Source organism: Microbacterium sp. NPDC012755 (assembly GCF_042901325.1).
GTDB lineage: Bacteria > Actinomycetota > Actinomycetes > Actinomycetales > Microbacteriaceae > Microbacterium > Microbacterium natoriense.
Genome location: NZ_JBIBCT010000001.1, coordinates 1,705,058 through 1,722,908, shown reverse-complemented (window position 1 = coordinate 1,722,908; position 17,851 = coordinate 1,705,058). Strand labels below are relative to the sequence as shown.

General features: G+C 70.0%; 10 protein-coding genes. 3 read left to right on the top strand and 7 right to left on the bottom strand.

All coding sequences use genetic code 11. The features are described 5' to 3' along the window. Positions 1-159: 159 nt before the first annotated feature. From ACFY5A_RS07895 to ACFY5A_RS07885, 3 genes are read left to right on the top strand one after another with little or no spacing between them, the layout of a single operon-like run. Entirely contained in the window at positions 160-1,236 is a 1,077-nt protein-coding gene (locus tag ACFY5A_RS07895) for a polysaccharide pyruvyl transferase family protein (RefSeq protein ID WP_387232957.1), read from the top strand. Next, complete coding sequence (locus ACFY5A_RS07890; protein ID WP_387232954.1) at positions 1,233-2,444, top strand: Coenzyme F420 hydrogenase/dehydrogenase, beta subunit C-terminal domain; 1,212 nt, start codon at positions 1,233-1,235, stop codon at positions 2,442-2,444. The genes ACFY5A_RS07895 and ACFY5A_RS07890 overlap by 4 nt, the downstream gene beginning before the upstream one ends. Next, on the top strand, positions 2,444-3,910 hold the full coding sequence (locus ACFY5A_RS07885; protein ID WP_105673938.1) for a lipopolysaccharide biosynthesis protein: 1,467 nt from the start codon (positions 2,444-2,446) through the stop codon (positions 3,908-3,910). Before ACFY5A_RS07890 ends, ACFY5A_RS07885 begins: the two co-directional genes overlap by 1 nt. On the opposite strand, the gene ACFY5A_RS07880 is transcribed toward ACFY5A_RS07885, so the two are convergent. The 7 genes from ACFY5A_RS07880 to ACFY5A_RS07850 all read right to left on the bottom strand — a co-directional run bounded on the left by ACFY5A_RS07880 (position 3,838) and on the right by ACFY5A_RS07850 (position 17,849). Further along, positions 3,838-5,136, bottom strand: coding sequence for a hypothetical protein (locus ACFY5A_RS07880; protein ID WP_105673936.1), 1,299 nt, complete (start codon positions 5,134-5,136; stop codon positions 3,838-3,840). The genes ACFY5A_RS07885 and ACFY5A_RS07880 overlap by 73 nt on opposite strands. A 60-nt stretch (positions 5,137-5,196) precedes the next feature. Continuing rightward, entirely contained in the window at positions 5,197-9,873 is a 4,677-nt protein-coding gene (locus tag ACFY5A_RS07875) for a PKD domain-containing protein (protein ID WP_387232951.1), read from the bottom strand. A 331-nt stretch (positions 9,874-10,204) separates the two neighbouring features. Continuing rightward, positions 10,205-14,875 carry a PKD domain-containing protein gene (locus tag ACFY5A_RS07870; protein ID WP_387232948.1) on the bottom strand — a complete coding sequence of 1,557 codons (4,671 nt, stop codon included), beginning with the start codon at positions 14,873-14,875 and terminating at the stop codon, positions 10,205-10,207. Next, positions 14,875-15,489: a hypothetical protein gene (locus ACFY5A_RS07865; RefSeq protein ID WP_387232945.1), complete on the bottom strand. Its 615-nt coding sequence runs from the start codon at positions 15,487-15,489 to the stop codon at positions 14,875-14,877. The genes ACFY5A_RS07870 and ACFY5A_RS07865 overlap by 1 nt, the downstream gene beginning before the upstream one ends. Before the next feature lie 79 nt (positions 15,490-15,568). Next, positions 15,569-16,207 (bottom strand): hypothetical protein, encoded by a 639-nt coding sequence (locus tag ACFY5A_RS07860; protein WP_387232942.1) that lies wholly within the window; start codon positions 16,205-16,207, stop codon positions 15,569-15,571. Next, positions 16,204-17,109, bottom strand: coding sequence for a glycosyltransferase family 2 protein (locus ACFY5A_RS07855; RefSeq protein ID WP_387232940.1), 906 nt, complete (start codon positions 17,107-17,109; stop codon positions 16,204-16,206). Before ACFY5A_RS07855 ends, ACFY5A_RS07860 begins: the two co-directional genes overlap by 4 nt. 5 nt (positions 17,110-17,114) lie before the next feature. Next, positions 17,115-17,849 carry a CDP-alcohol phosphatidyltransferase family protein gene (locus tag ACFY5A_RS07850; protein ID WP_105673924.1) on the bottom strand — a complete coding sequence of 245 codons (735 nt, stop codon included), beginning with the start codon at positions 17,847-17,849 and terminating at the stop codon, positions 17,115-17,117. Positions 17,850-17,851 lie beyond the last annotated feature (2 nt).

The following is a 17,851-nucleotide window of genomic DNA, read 5'->3' as shown; positions in this document are numbered from 1 at the left end:
TGAGGATACGGGGCTCGTGATGCTAGGATGAGCCTGCTCAGCCGTATCCTCGTACGGCGCGCTGAGCATTCATCTGGGGAGATGTGCGGTCGTCATGACCGCGTCTGAAGGGCAGCGGCCCGATCGCGAACGGGGCGCGTCGGGGTCGAGGGGGTTTACGTGCGCGTTCTCATCGCATGGGCGAACGATTCCAGCGTCAATCTGGGAGTCCGCGCGCTCGCGCGCGGGTCCGAGGATCTGGTCAGATCGGTCTGGCCCGACGCGGAGTTCACCTATCTCAACTACGGGCGGCGGCAGCCCGAGGTTCCGTGGAGTCCGCGCGCCCTGGTGCGCGAGCGGGTCACGGGGCGCCTCGGCATGCAGCGCTGGCTCCGCGGCTTCGACCTCGTGTGGGACACCCGCTCGGGCGACAGCTTCGCCGACATCTACGGCCTCACCCGGCACACGACGATGTCGCTGCTGCACGAGTTCGCTGCCCAGGCCGGCGTCCCGTCGGTCATGGCGCCGCAGACCATCGGCCCGTTCCACACCCGCCGCGGCCGCGTTCTCGCCCGCCGCAACCTGCGCCGCAGCCGCCTGGTCTTCGCCCGCGACATCGTCAGCGCGAACGCCTCCGCCCAGCTGGGGCGCCCCGTCGCCGCGGTCACGAGCGATCTCGTGTTCGGCATCGACCAGCCGACGCCGTCGGCGACGAAGCGCGACGTGCTGCTGAACGTGTCCGGCCTGCTGTGGAACGACAACCCGCACGTCGACGCCCCGCACTATCGCGACGCCATCCGCCGCATCATCGACGAGCTGCTGGCGGCAGGCCGATCGGTCACGATCTTCCCGCACGTGCTCGACTCGCAGAGCCACGACAACGACGTGCCGGTGAGCCGCGAGCTCGCCGCCGAGTACGACGGACGGGTCGACCTCGTCGTGCCCGCCGACCTCGAGGACGCACGGTCGATCATCGCGGCGAGCGAGCTCGTCATCGGCGCCCGCATGCACGCCTGCCTCAACGCGCTCTCCACCGGCACACCGGCGATCGCGATGGCCTACTCGCGCAAGTTCGCCCCGCTGATGGATGCCGTCGGCTGGACCCGCGTCGTCTCGATCACCGAGAACGGCGACTGGGCGGGCGAGGTGCTCGCACACGCCGCGGCCCCCGATCTGCGCAGCGGCGCAGAAGAGGCCCGCGACAGGGGTCGTGCCCTGCTCGAGCCCCTGGTGGCCGGCCTGAAGCAGTCGCTGTGACCGCGCTGCAGGAGCGCATCGCCGATGTGCTGACCCGCGACGCGTGCTCGGGGTGCGGCCTGTGCCCCCGACTCGATCCCGGCGTCAGCATGCGCCTCGACGACCGCGGCTACCTGCGCCCGACGTACGAGGCGGAGTCGGCGCCGATCGACGGAGCGGCCGAGGTGTTCGACCGCTCATGCCCCGGCATGCGCATCACCGCTCCCGCCGCCCCTGAGGGAGCCGAGCACGATGCCCTGCTCGGTCCGAACGTCGGCCTCTGGCAGGCCTGGGCGACCGATGACGACATCCGTCGCGCCGGCAGCAGCGGCGGCGCGCTCACGGCGCTGCACGCCTGGCTGCTCGACACCGGCCGGGCCGCCCGCATCACCGGAGCCGCCGCGGAGCGCACCTCCCCTCGGCGCACGGTGCCCGTGACGATCACGACGCGCGAGCAGGCCCTCGCCGCCGCGGGCTCCCGCTACGCCCCCGTCGGCGCCCTGGAGAACCCCGACGTGTTCCGCACCGACAGCGCGGTGGCGGCGAAGCCCTGCGAGGTGGCGGCGCTGCGTGCCGCGGCGCCTCAGCTCGTCGACGGAGAGGCTCCGCTGCTGCTGTCGTTCTTCTGCGCCGGCACGCCGAGCCAGAAGGCCACCGAGTCGCTGCTCACCGAGCTCGGCATCTCCCCCGAGCAGCCCGTCGACGCGCTGCGCTATCGCGGCAACGGCTGGCCCGGCCGCTTCACCGCTCGCAGCGGCGATCTCGAGGTCTCCGCCGACTACGACGAGTCCTGGGGCAGGGTTCTCGGGCCCACCACGCAGTGGCGCTGCAAGATCTGCCCCGACGGCGTCGGACAGGCCGCCGACATCGTGTGCGCCGACTCCTGGGAGACCGACGAACGGGGATACCCGACCTTCGCCGAGGGAGACGGCATCAGCGCCCTCGTCGCCCGCACGCCGCGCGGACGGGACGTGATCCTCGCCGCCGTCGACGCCGGAGTCATCGCCGTGCGTCCGCTCCCCGGCGCGCACCTGCGCGACGCCCAGCCTCTGCAGACAGCACGTCGACAGTTCCTCTTCGCCCGCCTGCTCGGCTCGCGCCTCGCCGGTCGACGCCCTCCGCGCTACCGCGGCTTCGACCTGATCCGCCTGACCGCCGCGCGGCCCCGCGAGGCGATCCGGGTGCTGCGCGGGACGTTCCGCCGGGTGCGCGCGGCACAGAGGCGCTGATGGCCTCGTCCCTCGCGCACTCCGCAGCCCGCGGCGCCTACTTCACCCTCGCCGCGCAGGCCGCGAGGATCATCCTGCAGCTGCTGTCCGTCGTGGTGCTGGCGCGGATCCTCTCCCCGCACGACTACGGCCTGCTGGCGATCGTCCTGGTCGTCGTCGGTCTCGGCGAGATCTTCCGCGACTTCGGCCTCACGTCGGCATCCATCCAGGCGCCCGAGCTGTCCACCGGCCAGCGCGACAACCTGTTCTGGATCAACGCGGCGATCGGCGTGGTGCTCACCGCGATCATGTTCTCGCTGTCGTGGGCGATCGGCGCCGTGACCGGCGAGCCCGAGCTCGTGGGCATCTCGCAGTGGCTGTCGCTGACGTTCCTGCTGAACGGACTCGCGACGCAGCACAGGGCCAACCTGATGCGCGACCTCAAGCTGCGTCCCCTCGCCGTCATCGACGTCGCGTCCTCGGCCATCGCCCTCGCGGTCGCGATCGTCGCAGCGGTCGCCGGCATGGGCTACTGGTCCCTGGTGATCCAGCAGCTCGTCACCGGCATCATCCTGCTCGTCGGCGTCGTCGCGGCCGGACGCTGGCTGCCGCGCCCGTACTCGCGATCACATCCGGTCAAGCAGCTGGTGAACTTCGGATGGACGCTGGTCGCGACCAACCTGATCGGCTACGCCGCGCGTCAGATCGACACGGTCATGATCAGCTTCCGGTTCGGCACGGCCCCTCTGGGTCTCTACAACCGTGCCTTCCAGCTGATCATGACGCCTCTGACGCAGGTGCGCTCCCCGCTGCAGTCGGTGGCCCTCCCGGTGCTGTCGCGCGTGCAGCAGGACCAGCCGCGCTTCGAGACCTATGTGACGGCCGCGCAGCTCGCGCTGGGCTTCCTGTTCGGCATCCCGGTGGCGATCGTCGCCGGCCTCGCCGAGCCGGCCGTCGACATCATGCTCGGCAGCCGGTGGGCGGAGGCCGCCCCGATGCTGCGCATGTTCGCGATCGCCGGCATCCTGACCACCGTCTCGTTCGTGGGGTACTGGGTGTACCTCGCGCGCGGCCTTGGTGCCGACCTGCTCCGGTACACGATCGTCACCGCCCTCATCAAGGTGGTGTGCATCGTGATCGGCTCGTTCTTCGGCGTCCTCGGCGTCGCCATCGCCTTCGCCGTGCACCCCGCGATCGCGTGGCCCATCTCGCTCGCCTGGCTCTCCCGGATCACGCCGATGCCGCGACGGCAGCTGTACCAGGGCGCCGGGCGCATCATCGCCGTCTCGCTGGCCGCCGGACTCGCCGCCTGGGGCGCCGCGCAGGCCCTCACGGCGACGAACGCCTGGGTGCAGCTCGGAGTGGGGCTCGTGGCCGGTCTCGCGATCTCCGCCGCCGCCCTCGCGATCCCTGTCTACCGTCGCGACGCGAAGACGCTGTCCTCGTTCGTACGGCTCATGCTGAAGAGGGACGGCAGCGCGGCCTGATCGTCGGCCGCATCGGCATCCCTCCCCTGCTGAGCCCACGCGACGGCGAGGCCGGCGAGGAACCACAGGTACGCGCCTGCCTGCGTGATGAGCGCAACGGCGAAGATCGCGGGCAGCTGGGAGGCCACGGCGATCGACGGCGGCGACGCCTTGCCGGGGCGGAGGATGTACGCCGCGGCGAACACGAGCGCGGCGATCAGGAGCAGTGACGGGATCCACCCGAACCGCAATGCGAACACGAGGAACGCGTTGTCGACCGACTTCGCGTAGGCGCCGAGATACTCGCCTCCGACGGTGAGTCCGCTCCAGTCGCCCGCGCTGCCGAACAGCTGCACCTGCGACACGAGCGAGAACAGTCCGGAACGGTAGTCGGCGCTGCCGCCCGCCTCATCGCCCGCCTCGAGGAAGATCTCCCCGACGAAGGGGATGATGATGATCGCGGCGACGACTCCGAGAGCGGCCACCGACCAGCGCATCGCGCGATCGAGCCCGGGGAGCAGCAGCACCGAGAGCACGACGGTGAAGGCGAGGGTCAGCATGCCGATGCGGCTGATGGTCGTGACCGTCGCCGCAGTGACGATGCCGAGCGCGACCAGCCGGACGGCGACCGGCCATCGGGCGGCGACGATGAAGGCGGACGACATCGCGAAGGCCGCGCCCATCGCGATCGAATGACCCCAGGCGCCCTCGACCCGCAGCCGATCGGCACGGACCTGCAAGCCGCCCCAGCTGGCGTAGAGGTCAGCCCCCATCGCGGGAAGCGACACGAAGATGTTCGTGCCGGTGGCGAACTCGATGAGACCGAGCACGGCCGCCACCGTCACGACGGTGGCGAGCACCGCAGTGACGAACGAGCGCTTCACGCGCGACAGCACCAGTCGACCCCAGATGTACGGCAGCACCCACTCGAGCAGAGCGATCACGGTGGCCGAGAGTCCGGTCATCTTGAGGGCGAACTGCGTCGCCGCCATCAGCGTGAACACCCCCATGATGAGGTCTATCCCGTTGAGGCGGATGTCGGAGATGTTCGTCAGCACCGCGACGAGGGTGAGCAGGGTGATCGCCGACCAGAAGAAGCCGACGTTGACGCCGATCCACACGGGCACGAAGAAGAGGACGAGAGCCCAGACCACGAAGGTGAGACGCGGGCTGGCCCGGAACAGCAGGATGCCGATCACGCCCACGCCAGCGGCGATCGCCGCGAGCAGGAGAGTGCTCCCGTTCACGACGATCGCCGCATCAGCTGTTCGGACATCAGCACGAGCCTATGGCACGTGCCCTGGGATTCACCCGTTGTCCGTGACCCGGAAACCGTCGACCCTCAGGACTGCCGGACCGGTGGCGGAGCTCACGCGGTTCGCGTGCACCCCGACCGCTCCGGCGGCGTCGATCCCGGTGGTGTCGACGAACGAGGTCTGCCAGGCGGCGGGCTCGGTGGTGCCCTGCTTCCAGAGCTTGGCCGAGATCGTCGTCGAGGCCCCGCCGGACACGTCGACCTTCAGGGTGAAGGCGTCGCCCGCACCGCGCGTGATCCCCGGCACCTGGTACGTCGAGAGCACCGCAGCCCCCTGCTGGATCACGATCCACACGGTGCCGTTGGAGTTCAGCCACGCGCGCACGAGGTAGTTGTCCGTGGCGCTCGATCGTGCGATCAGGCCGGCGTACGCCTGCCCCGTCGCCGGTGCGGCATCGGCGCTGAAGTCCATCGACATCGTGACGTTCTTCGCCGACACCGTGTTGAGCAGCATGTTGCGCGTGCTGCCGGCGCCGAGCGTGAGCACGCCCGCTCCGTCGACGGAAGCTGCGGACGCCGCACCCCCGGAGAGCGTCCACGCGCCACCCAGGTCGGCGGTGCCCCAGCCCGCGGTCGCCGTCCTGCCGAAGTCGTCGCTCGCGACGACCGCTCCGGGCTGCGGACCGACGGGCGGGTCGGTGGCGACCACCTGATGGGTGACGGTGCCGGTGGCGCCGTCGTCATCCGTGACCGTCAACGTCACGTCGTACGTGCCCGCCGCGGCGTAGGTGTGCGTCGCGGTCGCGCCCGTGCCTGCGGCCGTGCCGTCTCCCCAGTTCCAGGAGTACCCGGCGACCGTGCCGTCGCTGTCCGTCGACGTCGATCCGTCGACCGCGACACCGAGGTTCGTCACCGTGCTCGTGAACGCCGCCGTCGGAGCCACGTTCGGCAGCGGGCCGACCGGGGCCTTGAGGTCGGTGACCCGCAGCGCGTCGAACGAGAACGCCGCGGTCGAGGTGGCGCTGCCGGCGCGGTTCGCGTGGACGCTCGTCCATCCGCTGCCCTGCAGTCCCGCCGTGGCGTCGGTCGTGGAGAGCTGCCAGTCGGCGGGCTCCGCGGTGCCGTCCCTCCAGGTCTTCACCTGGATGGTCGTCGGCGATGCGCCCGAGACCTTGACCGAGAGGCGGAACACGTCTCCCGCCGCCCACGTGGTCGTCAGCGCCTTGGACACCAGGACGGTGCTGTCGCGCTGGATCACCAGCCACAGCTTTCCGTCGTTGCGCATCCACACACGGGTGAGGTACTCCGAGGTCGCCGACTTGCGGGCGCTCACCCCCACATAGGAGCTGCCGGTGGCAGGGCCCTGATCGGCGGAGTACGTCAGCGTCGTGAGCGTGTCGGCGAGCGACGTGCCCTGCAGGGCCACGTTGCGCGTCTGCCCCGCCGCCAGCGTCAGCTTTCCTGCGCCGCCGGACACGGATGCCGCCGACGCGGCCCCGTTCATCACGGTGTAGGTGCCGCCGAGCTCGGCAGCCCCCCATCCGGACGATGCCGTGCGCTCGAAGTCGTCACGGATCGCGAAGGCCTGATCCGCCACCGTGACGGTGCGCGTGGTCGTGGCGGTCGCACCCACGCTGTCGGTCAGCGTGAGGGTGATCGTGAAGTCGCCGGCCGCCGCGTAGACGTGCGAGGCGGTGGCTCCGCTGCCCGCGGGGCTGCCGTCTCCCCAGTTCCACGAGTAAGCCAGCGTCGCGGCATCCGATGCCGTGGACGCCGACCCGTCGACCGAGACGGTCAGCGCGTTGGCGGCGGCCGTGAAGCTCGCCACCGGCGCCGCATGGGTCACGATGACGTTCGCGGTCTTCGTCGCCTGCCCGCCGCGGTCGTCGGTCACGGTCAGCGTGACCGCGTACGTGCCCGGCGCCGCATAGGCGTGCGAGGCGGTGACGCCCGAGCCGGCCGCGGAGCCGTCGCCCCAGTTCCAGGAGTACGACGCGATCGTGCCATCGGGGTCAGCCGACGTCGCGCCGTTCACCGAGGCCGTGAGGCCCGATGCCGTCGAGGTGAAGTCCGCCGTCGGCAGCACGTTGGGCCCGGTGACGGCGACCTGGTGCGTGACGGTACCCGTGAGGCCACGGCTGTCCGTGACGCTCAGCACGACGTCGTAGGTGCCGGAGGCCTCGTAGACGTGAGTCGGGGTCGCGCCGGTCCCGTTGTGGCCGTCGCCGAAGTCCCACGCGTAGCCCGTGATCGTCTGTCCTGCGTCGACCGTGCTGGCCGTCGCGTCGAACGCCACGGACAGGTTCGTCGGCGTGGAGGTGAACGCGGCGGTCGGTGCGTGGATGCCTGCGCCCACCGCGTAGTGGGCGGCGACCTGCGCGGCGCTCAGCGCCGTCGGGTAGACCGCGAACTCGTCGACCGTGCCGTTGAACTCCCAGCGTCCGGGAGCATCGGGCCAGCCGCCCATGCTGTCCCCGCCCACGCGCCAGTAGCCGTCGTAGCCCTGCGCATCGGTGACCGAGGCGTCCTGCGCGATGAGCGCGCCGTCGACGTAGAGCTTCATCCCGTCATCGCCGAGCGACGTCACCGCGTGGTGCCACTGACCGTCGTTGTACGAGGCGCTCGACGACACCGTGCGCACCCCGCCCGGGTAGACGCCGAATGTCAGTCGTCCGTTGTTCTGCATGTACAGATGCCGGTCGTAGTTCCCGGAGAAGCCGGTCTGCTGGTTGCCGAAGCCGACGATCTTGCCGCCGTCGGTGGTGGTGGTCTTGAACCACACCTCGGTGGAGAAGACGTTCGGCCCGCTGACCGAGGATCCGGACGAGACGAGGCCTGATGTCGTGCCGTCGAGCTTCGACGCCGACGTCCCGGTGGTGCCCTCGACGGCTCCCGGCGACGTGACGCTCACCCCGCTGCTGAACAACGGGGCGGCTCCCCCGGCCCAGTCCGTGGTGGTGCTTCCCAGCGGATAGTAGAGCTGTGCGCCGTCATCGAGCACGGCGTTGGCGTAGTCGGAGGCCGATCCGCTCGTCGCCGTGGCCGTGACCGGTTGACTGGTGGCGGCGTTGCCGTTCGCGTCGACCGCTCTCACGGTATAGGTGTACGTGGATCCCGGTGCGACCGTCTTGTCACTCAACGAGAGCTGCGTCTTGTTCCACCACCCCGACGACACGACCTTCTGGTCGAGCACGCCGGCTGTACCCGTGCGCAGGAGCTGGTAGGTCAGGTCGCGGTCGTCACGATCCCAGTTGACCGGGATGGACACGCGGATGCGGCCAGGAGATGCGGTCGCCGCCGTCGGGGCGCCCCAGCTCGCGCCGGTGAGACGCGGTCCCTGCTTCGCGCCGCCCGAGGGCGTCGTCGAGAACCGCACGATGCCCTGGTAGCGCTGGCCGTTGACGCTCGTGAACTCGCCGGCGACGGAGATGTAGTCCCCCACGCCGGTGATGGAGAGACCGGCCTGACCGAGTCCGGACGCCGTGCCGACCGTGAAGTCGGGGTACCAGGCGTATCCGGACGGGGAGGGCGTGCCGCTCCAGTCCTTGTAGATGGAGCCGACGGAGACCGAGCGGCTCAGGGTCCCCTCGGCCGTCGTGGTGAAGGCCTCCATGTAGCGGTACTGACGCACCGGCTGCTCAGGCCACAGGTTCACGGTCTCGCACTGGTGCATGTGACTCGTCGCGTAGACGACCTTGCCGGTGGAGTAGACGCCGTAGTGGTCGCCGTGGCAGTCGGCCACCCAGCGGATCGCACCGCTGCCGGCATCCGCGGCGAAGACGCCCTCGAGGTTGCCGGTGTTGACGTCGGAGAAGACCCAGCCGGTGCCGTAGACGCCCGTGGCATCGGTGGACAGGGCGAAGATGCCCGCCTTTCCGGATGCCGCGCCGTTGATGACCGTGCTGTTCGCCTGCCATCCGGTGTTCACGACACCGGAGACGGGGTCGATGGCCGAGAGCCCGCGCTGCGAGGCGAGACCGTTGACCATGGAGAAGCGGCCGCCCGCGATGATCTGCGAGCCGTCGGGGTCGGTGACGAGCGCGTCGACCTGCAGGTCAGACGTCGGAGCCCAGCTCCGCAGAGCGCCGTTCGAGGTCGCGAAGGCGGCGAAGTTCTTGCGGGCGGTGCCGTTGGCCTGAGTGAAGTTGCCTGCCACGTAGACGGAGTCGCCGAGCAGGGTGATGCCGAACACGCCGACCCCGCCGACGGAGGGGGTGAAGCCGGAGATCAGCTGACCGGTCTGGGCGTCGAGGGCGGCGAAGTTGAAGCGCGCGGTGCCGTTCACCTGGGTGAAGGAGCCGCCGATGTAGATGCGCGACCCGTCTGTCGAGTGCGCGATCGACTTGATCACGCCGTTGACCGACGGCGCGAAGGGCAGGAGATTGCCGGTCGTGATGTCGTAGGCGAGGATGTTGCTGCGCGGAGTCAGGTTCGTGCCGGGAGCGGCGAGCGCGGCCCGTGCGTTCGAGAAGCTGCCCGCCGCGTACACGGTGTTGCCGACCGTGGTCTGCGCCCACACGTAGCCGGAGTCGATCTGCACCGTCGGCAACGCGTCGGCCGTCGCCACGTCGGCGGTTCGCTGGAGGAACGGCGCCTTGGCGGTGGGGACGGCTGCGGATGCCGTGACGGGAGCGATCAGCGCTGCGCTGAAGGCGAGGACGATGCCGACGAATGCGGCGAACACCGCGCGCCAGCGCGCGGTCCTGCGACGTGCGACCAGAGTGCTCATCAGGCGACCTTTCCGAATATGACTGCCACGGGCTCCCCGACGGCATGGCTGACGGAGGCTGTGGCCGGAAGGCCAGACGCAGTGAATTCGAACAGCGCCGAATTCCCTGTTCGGCGCGTGCACCGATGACGGTTCACGTGATCCCCAGTTTCCCCAGTATTACGGCCACTCCCCTAAGCGGTCGCATTGGTATATTACCCCGTCGCCCTCATCCCCGTCGAGGGGTGTTTCTGCAGATTTCCACCGATTTCACGCAAGAAAGCGGCCGCCCCTCGCAGAGAAATGTCTCGGCGAGAGGCGGCCGCCTGTCGACTCTTCGTTTGCGGCTGGATCAGCCGTTGTCGAGAACCCGGAAGTTGTCGACGGAGATGACGGTCGGCGCGGTGGCGGAACTGACACGGTTGCCGTGCACTCCGACGGCACCAGCCGCGTCGATACCGGTGGTGTCGACGAACGAGGTCTGCCAGTTCGCCGGCTCCTCGGTGCCCTGACGCCACAGCTTCGCCGAGATCGTCGTGGATGCTCCGCCGGATACGTCGACCTTGAGGGTGAACGAGTCTCCGGCGCCGCGGGTGATTCCCGGGACCACGTAAGTGGACAGCACAGCGGATCCCTGCTGGATCACGATCGACACAGTCCCGTTCGCGTTCAGCCAGGCGCGCACGAGATAGTTGTCCGTCGCGCTCGACCTGGCGATGAGGCCGACATATGCGGACCCGGTGGACGGAGCCGCATCGGCGCTGAAATCGGCCGACATCGTGACATTCTTCGCGGACACCGAATTCAGCAGCATATTGCGCGTTCCGCCCGCCGCGAGGGTGAGCTTTCCGACGCCGTCTGCGACGGATGCCGCCGATGCCGCACCGCCCGTGAGACTCCACGCACCGCCGACGTCCGAGGTGCCCCAGCCCGAGGTCGCCGTGCGGGCGAACGCATCGCGAGCGATCGCCGGATCCACGACGGGCGGGTCGGTGGCGACGACCTGGTGGGTGACGGTGCCGGTGGCGCCGTCGTCATCCGTGACCGTCAGCGTCACGTCGTACGTGCCCGCCGCGGCGTAGGTGTGCGACGCGGTCGCGCCCGTGCCTGCGGCCGTGCCGTCTCCCCAGTTCCAGGAGTACCCGGCGACGGTGCCGTCGCTGTCCGTCGACGTGGATCCGTCGACCGCGACACCGAGGTTCGTCACCGTGCTCGTGAACGCCGCCGTCGGAGCCACGTTCGGCAGCGGGGCCTTGAGGTCGGTGACCCGCAGCGAATCGAACGAGAAGACCGCGGTCGACGTCGCCGTGGATCCACGGGATGCGTGCACGCTCGTCCAGCCGGTCCCCTGCAGGTCGGCGGTCGAGTCGGTCACGGTGAGCTGCCAGTCGGCGGGCTCGATCGCGCCGTCCTTCCAGGTCTTCACCTGGATGGTCGTCGGCGACGCACCGCTGACGTTCACCGCGAGACGGAACACGTCTCCGGCGGCCCACGTCGTGGTGAGCGCCTGCGTGGCGATCACGGTGCTGCCGCGCTGGACGGTGAGCCAGAGCTTGCCGTCGGTCCGCATCCAGACGCGGGCCAGGTACTCGTTCGTCGCGGACTTGCGGGCGCTCACGCCGACGTAGGATCCGCCGGTGGACGGCGCCTGGTCGATCGAGTACGACAGCGACGTCAGCGTGTCGGCGAGCGACGTGCCCTGCAGTGCCAGGTTGCGCGTCTGACCGGTGGCGAGCGTCAGCAGTCCCCGACCGCCCGCGACGGATGCCGCGGCCGCCGCCCCGTTCATCACGGTGTACGCGCCGCCGGCCTCGGCCGAACCCCAGCCGGATGCCGCGGTGCGCTCGAAGTCGTCGCGGATCGCGAACGGCTTGTCGGCGACGGTCGCCGTGCGGGTGGTCGTCGCGGTCGCGCCGAGGCTGTCGGTCACCGTCAGGGTGATCGTGTAGTTGCCGGCCACCGCGTAGTGGTGCGACGCGGTCGCTCCGCTGCCCGCGGCCGAGCCGTCGCCCCAGTTCCAGGAGTAACTGAGCGTCGCGGCATCCGACGCGGTCGAGGCCGAGGCGTTGACGTTCACGTCGAGCACATTCGGGCTCGCCTCGAACGACGCGACCGGAGCGGCATGCGTCACGACGACGTCGCCCGTCTTGGTCGCCTGACCGCCGCGGTCATCCGTCACCGTGAGCGTCACGGTGTAGGTTCCCGCCGCCCCGTAGGCATGCGTGGCCGTGGCTCCGGCACCAGCGGGCGTTCCGTCGCCCCAGTTCCAGGAGTACCCGGCGATCGTGCCGTCGGAGTCGGCGGACGGCAGGCCGTTCACCGATGCGGTGAGTCCGGAGACCGTGGAGGTGAAGTCCGCCGTCGGCAGGACGTTCGGCGCGAGGGCCGTGACCTGCTGGGTGGACACCCCGATGATCCCGCGGCTGTCCGTGGCGGTGAGCGTGACGGTGTACGTGCCGGAGGCGGCGTACACGTGCGTGGGCGTCGCGCCGGTCGCGGTCTGTCCGTCGCCGAAGTTCCAGGAGTAGCCCGTGATGGTCTGTCCGGTGTCGGCGGTCGCGGTGCCGGTGAAGGCGACCGAGAGGTCGGTCGCGGCCGTGGTGAACGAGGCCGTCGGGGCCTTGAAGCCCATACCCGTCGCGTAGTGCTGCGCGACCTGCGCGGCCGTCAGCGCGTTCGGGTAGACCGCGAACTCGTCGATGCTGCCGGCGAAGGAGTACGACGTCGGTGCGCTCGGCCATCCGCTCAGGTTGTCATAGCCCACTCGCCAGTATCCGTTGTAGTTGTTCTGCGCCGCGACAACGGACGTGTCCTGCGCGACGACCTTGCCGTCGACGTAGAGCACCATGCCCGCCGGGCTCAGCGTCGAGACGACGTGGTGCCACTTGTTGTCGTTGTAGGACGCGGTCGTGGTCACGGTCTTCGCGGTCACGGGGTTGACGCCATAGGCGAGGCGCCCGTTGTTCAACATGTAGACGTTGCGATCATTGCTGCCGGAGCTGCCCGTCTGGGAGGAACCGTAGCCGAAGACCTTGCCTCCGCGGGTGGTGCTCGTCTTGAACCAGGCCTCGGCGGCGTAGTTGTCGTCGCCCTTCGCCGCGGTCGCCGACGAGACACGGCCCGACGTGGAGCCGCTGAAGCTGGAGGCGCTGGCGCCGGTCGTGCCCTGCACGGCTCCCGGCGACGTGTTGCTGACGCCGCTGCCGACGACCGGGTTCGCGCCGCCGGCCCAGTTGCCGCCGAGGCTGCCGAGCGGGTAGTACAGCTCGGCGCGGTCGTTGAGGACGAGGTTGGCGTAGTCGGAGCCGGTGCCACCCGCGGCGGTCACCGAGACCGGCTGACTGAGCGCGGAGTTGCCATCGGCATCCACCGCCTTGACCGTGTAGGTGTAGTTGGTTCCGGGTACGGCCGTGGTGTCGTTGAGGACGACCGCGCCGATCTGCCACCACACCGACTGCGTGGTCACCTGGTCGACCGGAGTGGCCGAGTCGGAGCGGAGCAGCTGATAGGTGAGGTCGCGGTTGTCGCGATCCCAGTTCGTCGTGGTCGACACGCGCACGCGTCCGGACTGCGTCGACGTCGCCGTCGGCGTGGCCCAGTCGGTGCCGGAGAGTCGCGGCCCCTGCTTGGCGCCGCCCGCGGGCTTGGAGGAGAAACGCACGATGCCCTGGAACATCTTGTTGTTCACGCTCGTGAACTCTCCCGCGACGGCGACGTAGTCGCCGGCACCCGTGATCGACAGCCCCGCCTGGCCAAGGCCCGTGGTGTTTCCGACCGTGTAGTCAGGGGTGACCGCATAGGCGGACGGAGACGGCGTGCCGTTCCAGTCGGCATAGGTCGACCCCAGGCTGGTGCTGCGGGTGAGCGTTCCTTCCGCCGTCGCTGTGAACGCGAGCATGTAGCGCCAGGTACGGGTGCTCTGTTCGGGCCAGAGGTTGGCCGTCTCACAGGCATGCGTGTGGCTCGTCGTGTAGACGACCTTTCCCGTCGAGTACACGCCGTAGTTGTCGCCGTGGCAGTCCGCGACCCAACGAATTGCGCCAGTGCCCACCTCGGCCGCGAACGCGCCTTCGAGGTTGCCGGCGGTGTGCGCCGTGTAGACCCACCCTGTGCCGTAGATGCCCGTCCCGTCGGTGGACAGTCCGAAGATACCCGTCTTGCCTGCGGCGCTTGTGCCGAGTGCCCCGCCATTCTTCACGGTGTTGGGTGCGGCCCACCCGGTGTCGATGCCCCCCGTGGTCGGATCGAGGGCGACGAGCCCGCGCTGGGTCGCGTTGTTGATGAGGTAGAAGCGTCCACCCGCGATCACGTGCTGCCCGCCCGGCTCCATGATGAGCGCGTCGACCTGCTGGTCGGAGGTCGGCGCCCAATCGCGCAGCGCCCCGTCCGCGGTAGCGAAGGCCGCGAAGTTCTTGCGCGCCACCGTGTTCGCCTGCGTGAAGTTGCCCGCCACGTACACGGAGTCCGCGCTCACCGCGATGCCGTACACGCCGGCGCCGCCGACAGCGGGCGCGAAGCCCGGGATCAGCTGCCCGGTCTGGGCGTCGAGGGCCGCGAAGTTGTACCGCGCGGTGCCGTTGACCTGCGTGAACGAGCCGCCGATGTAGATGCGCGATCCGTCGGGAGACGCCGCGACGGCCTTGATCACGCCGTTCACCGCAGGAGCGAAGCCCTGCAGCTCACCCGTCGTGATGTCGTAGGCGAGGATGTTGCTGCGCGGGGTCAGGCTCGTGCCCGGAGCCGCGAGCGCGGCCCGCGCGTTCGTGAAGCTGCCGCCCGCGTAGACGATGTTGCCGATCGTGGCCTGCGCCCACACGTACCCCGAGTCGATCTGGACCGTCGGCAGCGGGTCGGAGGTGATCACGTCGTTCGTGCGCTCGAGCAGAGGCGCCTTCGCCGCCGGCACCGCCGCGGACGCGGCGTTCGGGACGGCGACGACAGCGGCCGCTGCGAGAGCGATGCCGACGCCGAGCGCCAGGGCCGCCCGCAGACGCGAGCGCGAGGTTCCAGCCTGAACAGCCATCAGGAGACCTTTCCGGTGAAGATCGCCACAGGCTCACCGGCGGCGTAGTTGACGGAGACGGCGACGTCGCGACCGGACGCGGAGCCGAGCATGAAGACATAGCGACCGGTGGCGGACTTCCCCGGTGCGAGTGAGCCGGTCAGCGGCGCGGGATCGCCCGCGGTCGTGCCGATGCCGGGCTCGCCGTCCTGCGCGTTGACGGTGACGACGGCGGAGTCGAGGCTCTGCGCGGCATCCGTGCCGTTCTTCGCGGTGACGGTGACGACGACGGCGGTTCCGGAGACCTCGCCGGGCGTCTCCGCCTTGACGGTCACGGACTCGACCTTGTCGATCACGACGGAGATGCCGGTGTCGAAGGCGACGGTCTCGCCGACGGCTGCCTCCTGCGTCGGAAGCGGAGCCGCGGTCTGCGGGCCGTCCCCGGCGTCAGGACTCTCGGTCGCGCCGGGCGGCAGGATCTGCGTCGCGCTCGGCGACGGCGACGGCGAAGCGCCGTCCGTCTCAGCGGGCGCGCATGCGGCAAGGGTGAGCATCGCCGCGATGACGACGGCTCCCCCGACAGTTTTTGACAGCGTCGAATACCCCGTTCGACGCGTGCACCAATGAAGGCTCACGTTTTTCCCCAGTTTTCCCCAGTGGCGGCTCCCCTAAGCCGCTCCCATGCGCGACTCCCTAAGTCGCACAACCCGAATCCTACTGGACGGGTGCCCTCCGTGTCGAGAGAAAAGGCAAAGTCGGATCCGTGGCCATCGCCCTGACCAGCTCTGCGACCGTCTTCTGCACCTGCTGGAGCGTCGCGGCGTGAGCACGACGACCGGCGCCGTGCCCGTCTGCGATGTCGAAGGGGTGAGCAGCGCGCCGCCACGGACGCGCCCGCTTCACCGGAACCTGCTGGAGCCCGCGCTGCGCATCGAGGTGCGCGGCGAAGTCGCGCACGAGGTCGTCACCGACCGCGCCCGGTCTCGGTGCGAACCCCGGCGCGAGCCACAGGGCCTCGCGCAGCGTGAAGACCCGGCGCCGCGCACCCGGAACCAGCGACACGACCGCCGCGCGGGAGCTCGTCGTCGCCGTCAGAATCAGATCCGCGTCCTCGATCTCCTCGGCGCCGAGCTGGAGCGACTGATGCCGTCGAGACCGCGCGAGCCAGATCTCGTCCTCGCGCATCTCCGCCACGAGCCGACAGGCGGAGTGGGCCTGCAGAGCCTGCGCTCCTCGACTGGAGACCCGCACCCCCGCGAGCGAGGCGTGCTGCGAGAACTCCTCGGCGAGGAGGAACTCCGCTGCGACCGAACGGCACACGTTCGCGTCGCAGACCGTGAGGATGCCGCTCATCGTCCCGTCGCCTTCCCCCGGCTCACCCGGAAGCCGTCGCGGACCCCGCGCGCATAGGCGCGCCACGGGGCAGTGGACAGAAGCTGGCGCCGACCACCCTGAAGGAGTACCCCGTACCCGACGCGCAGCGAGGAACGCCGCCACCGACGGATGCCGTCCTGATCGAGATGCTTGCGGGCGTACATCATCCGATTGCGGATGTTGAAGTAGTAGTACGTCGGCGACTTCGCACGATCGGTGGTCTCGCCCTCGTGGGTGCCGCCCTCGTCGTGGACGACGACCGCGTCGGCCAGCACGAGCGCCCCGCCGGCATCGAGCACACGATGCGAGAGGTCGATGTCCTCCCAGTACAAGAAGTACTCCTCGTCGAATCCGTCGAGGTCCCGCCACACGTCGGCGGACAGCGCGAAGCACGCGCCTGTGGCCCACTCGCGTCGAGGGCGGCCCTCGTGCCTCGCCCTGGCCGCGCGCCCGGCGGTCGTGCCGTCATCGAGGTAGAGGTCGGCCCCCGCGAACCAGTTGGCGCCCGTTCCCGTGACGATGCGGGGAGACACGAGATCTCGGGTGCCGTGCGCGGCGTCGACGATCCGACGCAGGTCGTCGATCGCGATGCTCGCATCGGGGTTGAGAGGCACGATCACCTCGGCGCCGAGCTCGAGCGCCCGCGCCGCCCCGGCGTTGGTCCCGCCGCCGTAGCCGAGGTTCTCGTCGAGCAGCACGCGCTCGGCGCCCAGTGCGTCGGCCACGGCGCTGACGGCCTCGCGCTCGGCCGCGGAGCTGAAGCTGTCGACGATGATGAGACGCCCCTCCGGCGGCAGCGCGAGGCGGCCGAAGTTCTCGGCGATCAGCGCACTGGATCCGTAGTTGACCGTGACGACCGCGAACGCGGGTGCGGCAGCCATGCCGCTCAGCCGTCCTCGCGGTCGAGCGCGCTGATCTCACGGAACCACTTCACGGCGGCGAGCGCGAGGAACAGCGCGTTGATCAGGGCGAGCACCGCGTAGACGGCGAGGAAGCCGGTCGTCCATCCCCACAGGGCGAACACCAGGCACAGCAGCCCGAAATCGGTGGGCAGCAGGATCATCGACCGCAGGAAGGTGCCGCCGCCGCGGGAGTGCGTCGACTGCACTCCCTTCTTCTGCTTCAGCAGGTCGTTGAGGAGCATCCCGAAGAACGTCACGACGTCGACCACCGAGAAGGCGAGCGGGATGAGCAGCCACGGCGTGCCGGCGAGCGGGGTGTGCAGCTGCAGAGCGAGCAGCACGACGAGGTGCAGCGAGGCGATCTTCAGCGCGTCGACGAAGTGGTCGAGCCACTCGCCCGCGAGGCTGCCGCCGCCGCGGAGCCGTGCGATCTGACCGTCGGCCGAGTCCCACGCGTAGCCGAGGGCGAGCAACAGGGCGACGAGGATGCCGGTCCACCACGCCGCCGGGAGGAGGAGCAGGAGCGCGAGACCGGTGAACGTGTGCACGGCGCTGATGGCCGTGGCCTGGTTCGGCGTGATGCCCACGCGGAACGCGAAAGCGGCCAGCATCCGCCCGACCCTGCGGTTCACGTACACCGAGTAGCCGGGCGCCCCGCGGGCATGGCCCTTCTGCGCAGCGGCCAGCTGCCGGTATGCGGCAGCGAAGGATGCAGACATGT